Raw genomic sequence first — 14,640 nt, 5'->3', positions numbered from 1 at the left:
TTCGTCATCCGGTCAGACCCGCGCCGGCTCCGGATCCGGCTTCGGCTCCACCGGGCTCTGCGACTTCGCCTGCCGCCTGGCCGCCCGCTTCCTCGCCCGGCGCTCCTTGCGCAGCTCCAGCATCGCGTAGAGCGTCGGGACCAGCAGCAGGGTCAGCAGGGTCGAGGTGATCAGACCGCCGATCACGACCACCGCCAGCGGCTGGGCTATGAAGCCGCCCTCGCCGGTGATGCCCAGCGCCATCGGGAGCAGGGCGAAGATGGTCGCCAGGGCGGTCATCAGGATCGGGCGGAGCCGGTGACGGCCACCCTCGACCACGGCCTCGACGACGCCGTAACCCTGCCTGCGGTACTGGTTGATGAGGTCGATCAGCACGATGGCGTTGGTCACCACGATGCCGATCAGCATCAGCATGCCGATCATCGCGGGGACGCCCATCGGGGTGTCGGTCGCGAGCAGCAGGCCGATCGCGCCCGTCGCGGCGAACGGGATGGAGACCAGCAGGATCAGCGGCTGGACCAGCGACCGGAAGGTCGCGACCAGCAGCATGAAGACGATCGCGATGGCCGCCAGCATCGCCAGGATCAGGTTCGCCTGGGCCTCTTCCTGGTCCTCGGAGACGCCGCCGATCTGGACGGTGGCGCCCTCCGGGAGGTCCAGCTTGTCGAGCTTCCTCTGCAGCTCGGTGCTGATCGCGCCCGTGTTGTCGCCGGTGGGCCTGGCGGTGACGGTCGCCGCGCGCTGACCGTCGATCCGGGTCATGGAGACCGGCCCGTCCACCTCCTTCACGGTCGCGATGTCACCCAGCCGCACCGGGCCCAGCGGCAGCCCGCGCAGCTCGGCGAGGGTGTCGGCGGGCTTCTCGGACGTGATGACGATGTCCCGCTCGGTGTCGTCCAGCGTCGCCGTGCCCGCCGTGGTGCCTCGCACCGCCTGGGCCACGGCCGCGCCCAGCGTCTGGTCGTCGAACCCCGCGGCCGCCGCCGAGGGCCTGGCCGTCACGGAGATGCGCGGCACGCTCTGCGCCAGGTCGCTGGTGACGTCCGTGACGTCGTCCAGACCCGCCACCGTCTTGCGGACCTCCTCGGAGGCCTCGCGCAGCACGTCCGCGTCGGCCGCCTTCACGACCACGCTGAGGTCCTGGCTGCCGAAGCCGTCACCGACGGAGACGGTGGTCGTGCCGATGCCGTCGAGCTTCTTCAGGCCGGCGTCGATGCGCTCCTGGACGTCCTTGGAGGACGCCGAGTCCTGAAGCATCACCGAGTACGAGGCCTGGTTGGTGTCGGTGCCGCCGCCGAAGGCGGCCATGAAGCCGGAGGAGCCGACGGTGACCTGGTAGTCCTTGACACCCTCGGTGCCGGCGAGCAGCTGCTCGACCTTCTTCGCCTGGGCGTCGGTCGCGGCCAGGCTGGTGCCGGGCTCCAGCTCCTGCTTGACGCTGAGGACCGCCTGCTCGCCCGGGTCGAAGAAGTTGGTCTTCAGCAGCGGCGCCATGCCGAAGGTGCCGATCAGCACCACGACCGCGATGGCCACGCTGGTCAGGCGGCGCCGGGTGGCGAAGCGCAGGACGGGGACGTAGAACCGCTGGAGCCTGCTCTTCGCCTCCTTCTCCTCCGCCTGGCGGCGCGCCTCCTCGGCGTCCTCGGGGGTGCCCTTGGGAGCGCGCAGGAACCAGTACGACAGGACCGGTACGACCGTCAGCGAGACCAGCAGCGAGGCCAGCAGGGCGGCGGTGACGGTCAGCGAGAACGAGCCGAACAGCTCTCCCACCATGCCGCCGACCAGGCCGATCGGCAGGAACACCGCGACCGTGGTGAGGGTCGAGGACGTCACCGCGCCGGCGACCTCACGGACGGCGTTCAGGATCGCCGACTGGCGCTCCTCGCCGTAGCCGAGATGCCGCTTGATGTTCTCCAGGACCACGATCGAGTCGTCGACGACCCGGCCGATGGCGATGGTCAGGGCGCCCAGCGTGAGCATGTTCAGGGACAGGTCCCGCGTCCACAGCACGATCAGGGCCAGCACGACGGAGAGCGGGATGCTGACCGCGGTGACCAGGGTGGAGCGGATCGACGCCAGGAAGACGAGGATCACCAGGACCGCGAAGAGCAGGCCGAGCCCGCCCTCCGTGGTCAGGCCCGAGATGGACTTGGACACCGCCGGGCCCTGGTCGCTGACGACCGTGACGGTGGCGCCGGAGCCGAGGTCCGCGCGCATCTGGGGCAGCTTGTCCTCGACCGCGTCGGAGATGGCGACGGCGCTGCCGTCGCGGTCCATCGTGACGGAGACGGCGAGGCTGGGCCTGCCGTTGGTGCGGGTGAGGGAGTCGGCCTTGGCCTGCTTCTCGGTCACCTCCGCGACCGCGCCGAGACGCACGGGCTTGTCGACGCCCTCGCCGGTGATCATCAGGTTCTCGATCTGGCGCAGCGAGGTGAGGGCGCCGCCGACCTGCACGGTGCGGTTGCCGCCGTCCTCGTCGAAGGAGCCGGCCGGGACGGTGGCGCCGCCCGCCCGGATGGCCTGGACGAGGCTCTGGACGGTGAGGCCGGCCCGGGCCAGCTTGCGGTCGTCCGGGGTGACGGCGACCTGGAGGTCGCGCACACCGTCGACGGTGACCTGACCGACGCCGTCGATGTCCTCCAGGGCCGGGACGACGGTCCGGTCCAGCCGGTCGGCCAGCGCCTGCTGGTCCTCGCCGGAGGTGACGGCGAGGACGACGGTCGGGATGTCGTCCGTCGAGCCGGCGATGACCTGCGGGTCGACGTCGTCCGGGAGCAGGACGCGGGCCCGGTTGACGGCCTGCTGGACGTCGGCGACGAGCTGTTCGGTGTTGTTGCCGTAGTCGAAGGACGCCATGATCACGGCGTTGCCCTCGCTCGCAGTGGAGGTGACGCCTGTGATGCCGTCGACGGCTTCGAGGTTGTCCTCGATGGGCTCGACGACCTGCTTCTCGACCACGTCCGGGGACGCGCCCTGGTACGGCGCGAGCACCGACACCATGGGCAGTTCGATGGTGGGCAGCAGTTGCTGCTTGAGCTGTGGGATCGCGATCGCACCGAAGGCGAGCGCGACGACGGACATCAGCCCTATCAGGGCCCGTTGCGCGAGGCTGAATCTGGACAGCCAGGACATGGGTCAGCGTCTCTCTTCCGTGGCCTGAGCAGGAGCGGCGGGCACAGGTGAGCGCCCGTCCCTACACCCTGGGCCATCGCTCCCCGGCGATCCGTCGCCCCTGGGTCCATTTCCTTATGCGGCACCTACTCCGGCCGCAGTACGGCGGGGCGAGGTCAGTCCACCCTCGGACGTACCAGCCCCGACTCGTACGCGATCACCACCAGCTGCGCCCGGTCGCGGGCGCCCAGCTTGGCCATGGCCCGGTTGACGTGGGTCTTCACCGTCAGCGGGCTGACCTCCAGGCGCTCGGCGATCTCGTCGTTGGAGTGGCCGCCCGCGACCTGTACCAGCACCTCGCGCTCGCGCCCGGTCAGCGCGTCGAGGCGCTCGGCGCGGGCGAGTTCGCGCTCGGGGTCGTGGCCGTCGCCGCCCTGGGCGAGGAAACGGGCGATCAGGCCCTTGGTGGCGGCCGGGGAGAGCAGCGCCTCACCGCCGGCCGCGACGCGGATCGCGGTGAGCAGCTCCTCCGGCTCGGATCCCTTGCCGAGGAAGCCGGAGGCGCCCGCGCGCAGCGACTGCACCACGTAGTCGTCGACCTCGAAGGTGGTCAGGATGACGATCCGGACGTGGGCGAGGCCGGGATCGGAGCTGATCATCCGGGTGGCGGCGAGCCCGTCGGTGCCCGGCATCCGGATGTCCATCAGGACGACGTCGGCCCGCCGCTCCCTCGCCAGCAGCACCGCCTCCGCCCCGTCGGAGGCCTCGCCGACCACCTCCATGTCGGGCTCGGAGTCGACGAGCACCCGGAAGGCGCTGCGCAGCAGCGCCTGGTCGTCGGCGAGCAGGACACGGATCGTCATACGGGGTCCTTCGCTGAGGCGGTGCGGGACTTGACCGGCAGGATCGCATGCACGCGGAAGCCGCCGCCGTAGCGGGGACCGGTGGTGAGGGTGCCGCGCAGGGCGGTGACGCGTTCACGCATGCCGAGCAGTCCGTGGCCGCCGCCCGGGACCGGGCCGTCGTCCTCGCCGGAGCCGTTGTCGAGGACCGTGATCTCGATGCTGGGGCCCACGCGGACGACGCTGACCTCGGCCCTGGCCGCCGTACCCGCGTGCTTCTGGACGTTGGTGAGTGCTTCCTGGATGACCCGGTACGCGGCCAGGTCGACGGCGGCGGGGAGGCTGGTGCCGCTGTCGGTGCGGGCGACCTCGACGTGCAGGCCGGCGCTGCGGAAGGTGCCGACGAGTTCGTCGAGGCGGTCCAGGCCGGGGGCGGGCTCGGTCGGGGCCTCGGGGTCGTCGGACTGGCGCAGCAGGCCGACGGTGGCGCGCAGCTCGTTGAGCGCGGAGCGGCTGGCCTCGCGGACGTGCGCGAGGGCCTCCTTGGCCCGGTCGGGCCGCTTGTCCATGACGTGCGCGGCGACTCCGGCCTGCACGTTGACCAGCGCGATGTGGTGGGCGACCACGTCGTGCAGATCGCGGGCGATGCGCAGCCGTTCCTCGGCGACCCGGCGGCGCGCCTCCTCCTCGCGGGTGCGCTCGGCCTTCTCGGCGCGCTCGCGGATGGCCTGCACGAAGTCCCGGCGGCTGCGGACCGCGTCGCCGCCGGCCGCGGCCATACCGGTCCAGGCGAAGACGGCCAGGTTCTCCTGGGCGTACCAGGGCAGCGGGCCCGCCAGCATGGCGGCACCGGTCAGCACGGTCATGGTGAGCAGGCCGACGCGCCAGGTGGTCGAGCGGTCGGTGGTGGCGGCGACGGTGTAGAGGGCGACCACGGCGGCCATGGCGACCGGGGCCCTGGGGTCACCGGTGACGAACTCGACGACGGAGAAGGTGCCGGTCAGGCCGAGGATCCGCAGCGGCGCCCGGCGGCGGAACACCAGGGCGCCGGCGGCGAGCACCATCAGGACGAGGCTGAGTGTCTCCGGGGTGCGCAGCACCCAGTCGACGCCGTGCTTGTCGCGCGGGTCCACGAAGGAGCCGGCCACCATGCAGGTCAGGACGCCGGCGGCGAGCGCCGCGTCCAGCGCCGCGGGATGCGCCTTCAGACGACGCCGGGCGCTTTCGAGGGTGCTCACGGCTGTCAACGGTACGGGTACCCCGCGGGGCTGGGAACGGGGGCCGACCGTGCTGCCGCCGGCCGGCCCGCGCTGTTCGTCAGCCCCCGGGGATGAGGCCGTCGTCGGTGAGCATGTCGCGGACCTCCTCCAGGGTCGCGTCGGAGGAGGGGAGGATCAGTTCCGAGGGTTCGAGGGAGTCGTCCGGGAGGGGCTCGCCCAGTTCACGGACCGTGGTGAGCAGGGCCTGGAGGGTACGGCGGAAGCCGGGGCCGTCCCCGTTCTCCATCTCCGCCAGGAGTTCGTCGTCCAGCTTGTTCAGCTCGGTGAGGTGGTTGTCGGCCAGCCTCACCTGGCCCTCCCCCATGATCCGTACGATCATGTCGCCCTCCGGTGAGTGACTACTGCTTGTCGAAGCGCGGGGTGTCCTGCGGCTGCTGCTGTGCGCCGGCCTGGTCCTTGCCGCCCTCGATGGCCTGCTGGCCACCGGAGCCTCCTTCAGTGCCGATGGCCTGGGAGGTACCCCCGGCCAGCTCCGCCTTCATGCGCTGCAGTTCCAGCTCCACATCCGTACCACCGGAGAGGCGGTCCAGCTCGGCCTGGATGTCGTCCTTCGCCATGCCTGTGGGGTCGTCGAGCGCGCCGGAGGCCAGCAGTTCGTCGATCGCGCCGGCCCGGGCCTGGAGCTGGGCCGTCTTGTCCTCGGCACGCTGGATGGCCAGGCCGACGTCGCCCATCTCCTCGGAGATGCCGGTGAAGGCCTCCCCGATGCGGGTCTGGGCCTGGGCCGCGGTGTACGTCGCCTTGATCGTCTCCTTCTTGGTGCGGAAGGCGTCGACCTTGGCCTGGAGCCGCTGGGCGGCCAGGGTGAGCTTCTCCTCCTCGCCCTGGAGCGTCGCGTGCTGGGTCTCCAGATCCGTGACCTGCTGCTGGAGGGCGGCCCGGCGGGAGAGCGCCTCGCGGGCCAGGTCCTCACGGCCCAGCGCGAGCGCCTTGCGGCCCTGGTCCTCCAGCTTGGTCGACTGGTTCTGCAGCTGGTTCAGCTGGAGTTCCAGGCGCTTGCGCGAGGTGGCCACGTCCGCGACGCCGCGGCGGACCTTCTGGAGCAGCTCCAGCTGCTTCTGGTACGAGTAGTCGAGGGTCTCGCGCGGGTCCTCGGCCCGGTCAAGGGCCTTGGTCGCCTTCGCGCGGAAGATCATCCCCATACGCTTCATGACACCGCTCATGGGCTTCGCGCGCCCCCTTCTGACGGACTCCGGCTCCAGCTCTGCGACAGAACCCACAGTACGGGCCCTGCATCCATTACCGCACTGTTCGGGGACGGATGCGCTCATCCCCAAGGACGAGTGAGTGCGCTCCCGCTCCGGCGTAGGGAGTAGGTGGTTCCCGGGTATGCCCCGGGAGATCCGGGGGGCCCGGGAGTGTGCGCATCGTCCCGTCTGTCCCCTTACAGACGACTGGTGTTGCCGGATCGTTCCCCGCGGGGCCGGGGTCCATGCCCCTCGACCCCGTACCCTTGGGTTTTGTGTTCCGTAGCCGCGCCAAAGACGAGAAGGCCGCCGTCGCCGACCAGGCCCAGGTGACCGACTCCCAGCAGACCCGTGACCCGCAGGCCCCGAAGGGCCGGCCGACGCCCAAGCGCAGTGCCGCGCAGTCCCAGCGCCGCAGCGTCGCCAACACGCCGACGACGCGCAAGGAGGCCGCCAGGCGGCAGCGCGAGGAGCGCCGTGCCGCCATGGAGCGGCAGCGCAAGGCGCTGGCCGGCGGCGACGAGCGGTACCTGCCGGCGCGTGACAAGGGTCCGGTGCGCCGGTTCGCCCGCGATTTCGTCGACTCGCGGTTCAACATCGCGGAGTACTTCCTGCCGATGGCCGTGGTCATCCTCGTGCTGAGCATGGTGCGGGTGCCGGCGCTGCAGAGCATCGCGCTGCTGCTGTGGCTGGTGGTCATCGTGCTGATCGTCCTGGACTCGATCGTCACCGGGTACCGGCTGAAGCAGCGGCTCGCCGAGCGCTTCCCCGACGAGAACAAGCGCGGCGCGGTCGCCTACGCGCTGATGCGCTCCCTCCAGATGCGCCGACTCCGGCTGCCCAAGCCGCAGGTCAAGCGCGGAGAGCGGCCCTGAGCGCGACGGCTTTCCCTGGGGGTGCGGACAACGCCCGGCACAGCGGGCCCGGTGGGCTGCGTGATGCCGTACGGCAGGAGCTGGTGGCCCGGCAGCTCGACGAGCAGATAGCCGGGCGGTTCCCGGTCGGACAGCGGCTGCGCGTGCTCGACGTGGGGATGGGCCGGGGGACGCAGGCGCTGCGGCTGGCCCGTGCCGGGCACCAGGTGACCGGCATAGAGAAGGACGCCACCATGCTCGCCACGGCGCGCTCGGCGCTGGGTGAGGAGCCGGAGGGGATCCGGGAGCGGGTGCGGCTCATCGAGGGGGACGGCCGGGACACCGGCGTCCACTTCCTGCCCGGCAGCTTCGACCTCGTGCTCTGTCATGGCGTGCTCATGTACGTCGACGACCCGGACCCGCTGCTGGCCGGGCTGGCGCGGATGCTCGCGCCGGGCGGGCTGCTGTCGCTGCTGGTGCGCAACGGGGACGCGCTGGCCGTCCGGCCGGGGCTGTCCGGCGACTGGGGCACGGCGCTCGCCGCCTTCGACACCACGGCGTACCGCAACCGGCTGGGCCTTGACGTCCGGGCGGACCGGCTGGGCACGCTGACGGCCACGCTCGCCGGCATCGGGGCACCGCTGCACGCCTGGTACGGGGTGCGGGTCTTCACCGACACCGCGGCGGACGGGGCACCGGCCGACGTCGAGACGCTGCTGGCGGTGGAGGAACGGGCCGGGCGGACGGACCCGTACCGCGGGGTCGCGGCGCTGCTGCATCTGTGCGGGGTGCGCGGCTGACCCCGTTCGGGCGTACAGCGTGGGCCCCGGCCGCGGCCGGGACGCCAGACTCGGGACATGGAAGCTCACCCCGTCCGGGCGTCGCGCCGTGCCGCGGGCCTGTCGTGCTGCCTCCTCGTCGTCACCGGCTGCACCGCGGGCGGAGCGGCGCCGCCGGCGCAGAGCACGACCGCGCGGGCCGTCGCGCCGAGGACGCCGAACGACCTGCAGAGCGACTACCAGAAGGTGATCAAGGACGTCCTGCCGTCGGTCGTGCAGATCCAGGGCCGCAGCGAGCTGGGCTCCGGGGTGGTGTACGACGACAAGGGGCACGTCGTCACCAACGCGCACGTCGTCGGTGAGCAGCGGACGTTCCGGGTGACCACCGCCAACAGCGAGGACGAGCTCGCGGCGCGGCTCGTCTCCTCCTATCCCGAGCAGGACCTGGCCGTGGTGAAGCTGGACCGGCCGCCGCGGGGGCTGCGGCCGGCGGCGTTCGCGGATTCGGCGAAGGTCGAGGTCGGGCAGATCGTGCTGGCCATGGGCTCGCCGCTGGGGCTGTCGTCCAGCGTGACCCAGGGGATCGTGTCGGCGACCGGACGGACCGTCACGGGGCCCGCCGAGGGCGGCGTTTCGGGCGCGACGATCGCCAACATGGTGCAGACCTCGGCGGCCATCAACCCCGGCAACAGCGGGGGCGCCCTGGTGAACCTCGACGGGCAGGTCGTCGGCATCCCGTCGCTCGCCGCGACCGACCCGAGCCTCGGGGAGGGCGCGGCGCCCGGCATCGGGTTCGCGATCCCGGCCTCGACGGTGCGGGCGATCGCCGATCAGATCGTCCGCGACGGGCGGGTCACCGACTCGGGCCGGGCGGCGCTCGGCATCACGGGCCGCACCGTCGTCGACGACGACTACCGGTCGGCCGGGGTGGCCGTCGTCGAGGTGCGGGCCGGCGAGGCGGCGGCCGAGGCCGGCATCCGGCCCGGGGACGTCATCACCGAGTTGGGTGACACGGACGTCACGAGCATCACCTCGCTCGCCGAGGCGCTGGCCGTGCTGCGGCCGGGCGAGCGGACGACGGTGACCTTCACCCGGGACGGCGGGCAGCGGACCGTCGACGTGACGCTGGGCGAGCAGTAGCAGGCGGTGGCAGGGGCGGCCGCGCGGGCCGCCCCGGCCCGTCAGGCCTGTTCCGCGTGCAGGCTCATCGGCCCGTAGATCTCGGTGGTGTCCTCGTACAGCCGCACCTGGTCGGCGCCTCCTTCGAGCAGGTCCTTCCAGTGCTCCCCCACCCAGGACTCGGCGTCGCCCTGCGTGGTGAACTCGTCGGGCTGCACCGCCGGCTGGACCTCCGTCCCGTCGGCCTTCTCGAACCGCCACGTCCATGCCGCCATGTACGCCTCCCAGCTGTCAGGGCCTGCAGAGCCGGCGCCGGAGCAGGACCCGGCACCCGCCCAGAGCCTATGCGCTCGGGCGGGTGAGCCGTCATCAGACCGCGGGTGAGCGGCGGCACCGTGGCGGTGACAACCGCGCGCGGTGTGGCCGCGGCACGCGCGGCCACGGTGCCGCGCCCGCAGGACGTCCCGGGCGCACGGGACCGGCAGTGGCCCGCCCCCATGGCGTCCCGGCCACGCCGCAGGAGCGGTCGCCGCGACGGCCGGGGCGTCCCGGACGCGCACCACGGGCGGCGACCGGAGAAAATCGGATCGTGGAACTCACTCTGCTCGGCACCGGCGCCCCCGCGGGCCTGCCCCGCCCCGACTGCCCCTGCGCGGCCTGCGCGGCCGCGCTCGGTCGCGACGCGCGCGCGGCCACGGCCGTGCTCGTGGACGGGGCGCTGCTGCTCGACCTGACGCCCGGCGCGGCCTTCGCGGCGGCACGGGCGGGGCGGTCGCTGGCCGGGGTGCGGCAGGTGCTGCTGTCCCATCCGCACGACGGGCCGCCGGTGGAGGTGCCGGCCGGGCTGCCGCAGCCGGGGCGGGTGCCGGACGGGCGGGAGTTGGCGTTGCTGACGGGGCATCGGGTGCGGGCGCTGGCGATGGACTCGCCGGGGACGGGGTACGCCGTGACCGGGCCGGACGGCAAGCGGCTGCTGTATCTGCCGCCGGGGTGCGCGCCGGCGGGACTGGAGGAGGGGACACCCTCGGCGGAGCCGTACGACATGGTGCTCGTGGACGTCGTGGGGCGGCCGGACGCGCTGGCCCGGCTGCGGGCGGTGGGCGCGGCAGGGCCCACGACGGACGTCGTCGCCGTGCACCTGGATCACGACGTGCCGCCCGGCCCCGAGTTGCGGCGGCGGCTCGCGGCGGCGGGCACGCGGGCGGTGCCGGACGGGGCGACTCTGGCGGTCGGGGCGTACGAGAACGTGCCGGACGTGCCGCGCCGGACGCTTGTGCTGGGTGGGGCGCGCTCGGGCAAGTCGGTGGAGGCGGAACGCCGGCTGGAGGCGTTCCCCGACGTGCTGTACGTCGCGACGGGCGGCACCCGGGGCGGGGACGGCGAGTGGGCGCAGCGGGTGGCCGCGCACCGGGAGCGGCGCCCGGGGTCGTGGCGGACGGTGGAGACCTGTGACCTGGTGCCGCTGCTCGGGCAGGACGGGCCGCCGCTGCTGATCGACTGCCTGTCGCTGTGGCTGACGGACGCGATGGACGCCGTGGGCGCGTGGGACGACGCGGAGTGGGCCGACGGCGGCGAGAAGGCGCTGCGCGAGCGGGTGCGCACGCTGACGGACGCGGTGCGCGGCACACGCCGGATGATGGTCGCCGTGTCCAACGAGGTGGGCTCGGGCATCGTCCCCGCCACGGCGTCCGGGCGGCGCTACCGGGACGAACTCGGGCGCCTGAACGCCGCGTTCGCGGCCGAGTGCGAGCAGGTGCTGCTGCTGGTGGCGGGACAGGCGCTGGTGCTGCGGGGGTGAGGGGAGTCTTCCGGGCCGGCCGCCACCGCTACGGCTGGGGGTTCTTGCGGGCGATCACCCGGTACGCGTTGGAGTAGGAGCTGCGGCGGATCAGGGGCGCCAGGGTGTGGTCGGCCGCCCTGGCGGTCAGGCGGAGCGGCGCGGCGGCCGCGGTCAGGGCCACGCGCGCGGCCTGCCGCGCCGCGGAGGGCGGTCCGGCCCGCCAGGGAGTGTCGGCGGGGACGGCCCAGGACAGCAGGCGGGTCGCCGCCGTGGCGAGGTCCGTGGGGGTGTGTGCGGCGCACGTGTCCGTGGTGAGGATCGTGCAGTTCTGGGACTCCACGGCCTCCAGGACGTTGGTCTGCGGCAGCAGGTGGAGCTGGGCGGGCTGCGCATGGCCGGGCCACCACTTGCCGAGGAGGGCGGCGAAGCCGCTCTGCGGGTCGGCCAGTTCGAGGACGAGGTGCCCGCCGGGGCGCAGGGCGGCGATGGCCGCCTTGAGCTCCTCACGGGGGGACGGCGCCCGTTCCAGCCGGTGGAAGACGCTCACCACGTCGTAGCGGCCCCGCAGCCGGCCCAGCAGGCCGGGGGTGGTCAGGTGCCCCACGTAGGCCTCCTCCACGCGTTCCGTCGCGCGGGCGCGCAGTACTCGCGGCGTGGGGTCGGTGCCGTCGAAGGACGTGTACGGGAGCCACTGCCGCGCGGTGGCCGGGAAGCCGCCGTCGCCCGTGCCTACGTCGAGCCAGCTCTCCGGTTCCGGGACGTGCAGCATCGCCCGCACCCGCGCGCGGTCGAGGCGGCGTGCGGGCGGGCTCTCGTACCCGTCCCGGTCCCGGTGGTAGAACGCCATGCCCTCGGGTGTGAGGCCCGGGTTCTGGAAGACGTGCGCGCAGTCCTCGCACTCCTCCACGGTGAAGGTGCCGGGCTTGCCCTGGATCACGTCGGGTGCCGTGAGGCGGACGCGCAGGCGCTGCCCGTCGCACCAGGGGCAGCTCTCGCGGCGCGGCGCGTGGAAACGCTCGGTGCCCTGGGCGAGTTCGGCCAGGTACTTGGCGCGGCGCAGGTCGATCGCCGGCAGGGCGGAAGGGGCGGACGACGACATGGGCGGCTCCCGGGGCGCGACGGACAGGGCGGGGAGGGACGTATGACAATCCGCTGCAAAACGGAACGTATGGGATCGCGATCTTGGGTGCAACGACGTGGTGGGTTCCTGGTCGCCCTGTGGCGCCGTCCCGTTCGGCCGGGGCCGGTACTGTTCGGCGAATGAGCTCGCTGAATCTCGACGACTTCACCGACCAGATCGAGCGCCCCGACGGCGGGGTGCGCCGCGACGCGGAGGCGCGCCGGGAGCGTCAGATCGTGCCGCCCGGATCGCTGGGGCGCCTGGACGACCTCGGTGAGTGGCTGGCGGCGGCGCAGGGCGCCGCTCCGGTGCGGCCGGTCGAACGGCCGCGGGTGGTGCTGTTCGCGGGTGACCACGGTGTCGCGGAGCTCGGGGTGTCGGCGCGACCCGCGGGCAGCGCCGTCGAACTGGTGCGTGAGGTCCTTGAGGGCGGCCGCCCGGTGTCCGTGCTCGCCCGGCGGCTCGGTGTGCCGGTGCGGGTCGTGGACATGGCGCTGGACTGCGATCCGGGGGCGCTGCCCGAGGATGTGGTGAAGCACCGGGTGCGGCGGGGCAGCGGGCGGATCGACATCGAGGACGCGCTGACGGCCGAGGAGGCCGAGGCGGCCTTCCGGGCCGGGGTCGCGGTGGCCGACGAGGAGGCCGACTCCGGTACGGATCTGGTGGTGCTGGGCGACGTCAGCGTGGGCGGCACCACGGTGGCCGGGGTGCTGGTGGCGGCGCTGTGCGGGACCGACGCGTCCGTGGTGACCGGGCGGGGCGGGCTCGCGATCGACGACCTGGCGTGGATGCGCAAGTGCGCGGCGATCCGCGACGCGCTGCGGCGGGCGCGGCCGGTGCTCGGGGACCAGTTGCAGTTGCTGGCGGCGGTCGGCGGGGCCGACGTCGCGGCGATGACGGGGTTCCTGCTCCAGTGCGCCGTGCGGAAGCTGCCGGTGATCCTGGACGGCGTGGTGGCCGCCGCGTGCGCGCTGGTGGCGCAGCGCATCGCGTTCCGGGCGCCGGACTGGTGGCTGGCCGGGCACGACAGCGGGGAGCCGGGGCAGGCCAAGGCGCTGGACCGGATGGCCCTGGAGCCGCTGCTCGACCAGGGGTTGTCGGTCGGGGAGGGCACGGGGGGCCTGCTGGCGCTGCCCCTGGTGCAGGCCGCCGCGGCGCTCGCGGCGGAGCTGCCCGAGAAGCCCGAGGTCGAGCAGAAGGCGCCGGCCGAGGCCCCGGAGGGGGCGTAGCGGACGCCGGGGGGCGCGGGTCACACGGGGCGGCGCCGACGTTCGGCACGTTCCGGGCGGTCTCTGTGCGTGCCGTCGCGTCCGCGGGCCGACCCGCCGCACCCCCGCAGCCGCCCTCGATGAACCCGTTCGCCCGCCGGGCCCGCGCCGAGTGGGGGCCGCCGCGCCGTACGGTCCGTGAGGGGCTGCGCGCGCGGGGCACGGGCCGTGCCGATGGCACTCGCGGCGGTCGGCCTCACCGCCCTGCCGCACTGCGCGCACGGCCGGTCCCGGGGTCACTTCGCCCTCGCCCCGGCCACCCCCTGGGCCCGCCGGCCCCGCACGCGCAGGTCGTGGACACCGGCCCGCCGGCCGCGGTCGCCGGCCTCGCGGTGTACGTCGGCCGACGGTACGGGGCGTACCGTCACCGCCGCCGCGGTCGTCGTGGCGATGGTGGTGGAGGTGCTGGTGAAGGAGAACCTCGCCGGCAGGGAGCACCTGGCGGCGACCGTGGCGGTTGCCGTGCTGTGCGCGCTCACCGCGCCGCGTCAGCGGCTCTCCAGGGCCCGGGCGCGCTCCGGGTCGGGCGGGCCGCCGAGCCAGTCCTGCAACTTCCGGGTGGGGCCCAGCCAGCGGCGGTCGTGGTGGTAGGCCCGCAGACGTGACCTGGCCCGCGCTCGGGGGCGGCGGCGGTAGAGGTGCTTGGCCCAGGGCGAGCCGGGGCGGGCCAGCCGGATCGCGCCGAACACGGCGATGAAGGGCACGATCACGCCCAGGATCGCCAGCCGCGTCTTGCCCTTGACGAGGGCGACGAGCGAGAGGAGGAAGTTCACGGCGACCGTGGTGATGACCGAGCCCCGGTCCTGGAGTTCTTCCTGGTCGAGGTCGTTGACGCCGAAGGGGGAGAACCCGGCCACCCACAAGCCCACCAGCGCGGCGGTGAGCACCACGGCCTCGACGCTCTTGCGGCCCGCCTCGGTCCAGTACACGTCCGCCAGATGCAGGATCAGCGCGAACTCGTCCAGCACCAGGCCCGCCCCGATCCCGAAGATCACCGCCGAGAGGTAGGACCCGAAGCCCTGCCGGCCGCCGGCCACCGCACCGAAGCCGCCGACGAGGGTGAGGACGACGCCGGGCACCACGTGATGGACGTGCACGCCGCCCGCGCTGACGTTGCCGAAGGGGCCCCGGCCCGCCCGGATCATGCGGGTGATCAGCCGGGTGATCAGGAAGGTCAGCACGAAGGCGGTGAGGGCGAGCAGCAGGGGGAGCTTGCCGGGCTCGATGATGTTCCGTTCCAGCCAGTTCCCCATGGGTCCAAGTCTGCCCAGGATCGGGGGGAAGTGCTCCGCAAGCGGTC

Annotated in this window: 14 protein-coding genes; 5 read left to right on the top strand and 9 right to left on the bottom strand. The window is 73.5% G+C overall.

All coding sequences use genetic code 11. The features are described 5' to 3' along the window. Positions 1-12: 12 nt before the first annotated feature. The 5 genes from ACGF8A_RS14180 to ACGF8A_RS14160 all read right to left on the bottom strand — a co-directional run bounded on the left by ACGF8A_RS14180 (position 13) and on the right by ACGF8A_RS14160 (position 6,396). On the bottom strand, positions 13-3,132 hold the full coding sequence (locus tag ACGF8A_RS14180) for an efflux RND transporter permease subunit (RefSeq protein WP_393107742.1): 3,120 nt from the start codon (positions 3,130-3,132) through the stop codon (positions 13-15). A gap of 155 nt (positions 3,133-3,287) precedes the next feature. Further along, complete coding sequence (locus ACGF8A_RS14175; RefSeq protein ID WP_393107740.1) at positions 3,288-3,974, bottom strand: response regulator; 687 nt, start codon at positions 3,972-3,974, stop codon at positions 3,288-3,290. Continuing rightward, the gene (locus ACGF8A_RS14170) at positions 3,971-5,191 is read right to left on the bottom strand and encodes a sensor histidine kinase (RefSeq protein WP_393107738.1); all 1,221 of its coding nucleotides are present in this window, start codon (positions 5,189-5,191) and stop codon (positions 3,971-3,973) included. The genes ACGF8A_RS14175 and ACGF8A_RS14170 overlap by 4 nt, the downstream gene beginning before the upstream one ends. Before the next feature lie 79 nt (positions 5,192-5,270). Continuing rightward, positions 5,271-5,552, bottom strand: a complete 282-nt coding sequence (locus ACGF8A_RS14165) for a hypothetical protein (RefSeq protein WP_393107736.1) — start codon at positions 5,550-5,552, stop codon at positions 5,271-5,273. A gap of 19 nt (positions 5,553-5,571) precedes the next feature. After that, positions 5,572-6,396 carry a PspA/IM30 family protein gene (locus ACGF8A_RS14160; protein WP_393107734.1) on the bottom strand — a complete coding sequence of 275 codons (825 nt, stop codon included), beginning with the start codon at positions 6,394-6,396 and terminating at the stop codon, positions 5,572-5,574. Between the two features lie 269 nt (positions 6,397-6,665). On the opposite strand from ACGF8A_RS14160, the gene ACGF8A_RS14155 reads away from it, so the two are divergent. From ACGF8A_RS14155 to ACGF8A_RS14145, 3 genes are all read left to right on the top strand, one after another. After that, the gene (locus ACGF8A_RS14155; protein WP_393107732.1) at positions 6,666-7,295 is read left to right on the top strand and encodes a DUF3043 domain-containing protein; all 630 of its coding nucleotides are present in this window, start codon (positions 6,666-6,668) and stop codon (positions 7,293-7,295) included. A gap of 83 nt (positions 7,296-7,378) precedes the next feature. Beyond that, complete coding sequence (locus ACGF8A_RS14150; protein ID WP_393107730.1) at positions 7,379-8,074, top strand: class I SAM-dependent methyltransferase; 696 nt, start codon at positions 7,379-7,381, stop codon at positions 8,072-8,074. Positions 8,075-8,131: 57 nt separating this feature from the next. Beyond that, positions 8,132-9,193, top strand: coding sequence for a S1C family serine protease (locus tag ACGF8A_RS14145; protein WP_393107728.1), 1,062 nt, complete (start codon positions 8,132-8,134; stop codon positions 9,191-9,193). A gap of 41 nt (positions 9,194-9,234) precedes the next feature. On the opposite strand, the gene ACGF8A_RS14140 is transcribed toward ACGF8A_RS14145, so the two are convergent. Then, a complete protein-coding gene (locus tag ACGF8A_RS14140) occupies positions 9,235-9,447 on the bottom strand; it encodes a hypothetical protein (protein WP_393107726.1) in 213 nt (70 codons plus the stop codon). Between the two features lie 314 nt (positions 9,448-9,761). On the opposite strand from ACGF8A_RS14140, the gene ACGF8A_RS14135 reads away from it, so the two are divergent. Continuing rightward, positions 9,762-10,970: a bifunctional adenosylcobinamide kinase/adenosylcobinamide-phosphate guanylyltransferase gene (locus tag ACGF8A_RS14135; RefSeq protein ID WP_393107724.1), complete on the top strand. Its 1,209-nt coding sequence runs from the start codon at positions 9,762-9,764 to the stop codon at positions 10,968-10,970. A gap of 28 nt (positions 10,971-10,998) precedes the next feature. Here ACGF8A_RS14135 and ACGF8A_RS14130 read toward each other — a convergent pair whose 3' ends face one another. Further along, the gene (locus ACGF8A_RS14130) at positions 10,999-12,051 is read right to left on the bottom strand and encodes a class I SAM-dependent methyltransferase (protein ID WP_393107722.1); all 1,053 of its coding nucleotides are present in this window, start codon (positions 12,049-12,051) and stop codon (positions 10,999-11,001) included. A gap of 161 nt (positions 12,052-12,212) precedes the next feature. On the opposite strand from ACGF8A_RS14130, the gene cobT reads away from it, so the two are divergent. After that, positions 12,213-13,301, top strand: a complete 1,089-nt coding sequence (cobT, locus tag ACGF8A_RS14125) for a nicotinate-nucleotide--dimethylbenzimidazole phosphoribosyltransferase (RefSeq protein WP_393107720.1) — start codon at positions 12,213-12,215, stop codon at positions 13,299-13,301. A gap of 275 nt (positions 13,302-13,576) precedes the next feature. On the opposite strand, the gene ACGF8A_RS14120 is transcribed toward cobT, so the two are convergent. Together ACGF8A_RS14120 and ACGF8A_RS14115 are read right to left on the bottom strand one after the other, a co-directional pair. Continuing rightward, positions 13,577-13,819: a hypothetical protein gene (locus tag ACGF8A_RS14120; RefSeq protein WP_393107718.1), complete on the bottom strand. Its 243-nt coding sequence runs from the start codon at positions 13,817-13,819 to the stop codon at positions 13,577-13,579. 9 nt (positions 13,820-13,828) lie between these two features. Next, positions 13,829-14,593: a hypothetical protein gene (locus ACGF8A_RS14115; protein ID WP_393107716.1), complete on the bottom strand. Its 765-nt coding sequence runs from the start codon at positions 14,591-14,593 to the stop codon at positions 13,829-13,831. Between the last annotated feature and the right edge of the window lie 47 nt (positions 14,594-14,640).

The organism is Streptomyces sp. NPDC047706 (assembly GCF_043204795.1).
Classification (GTDB): domain Bacteria; phylum Actinomycetota; class Actinomycetes; order Streptomycetales; family Streptomycetaceae; genus Streptomyces.
This window is presented reverse-complemented; position numbering and strand designations above follow the sequence as displayed.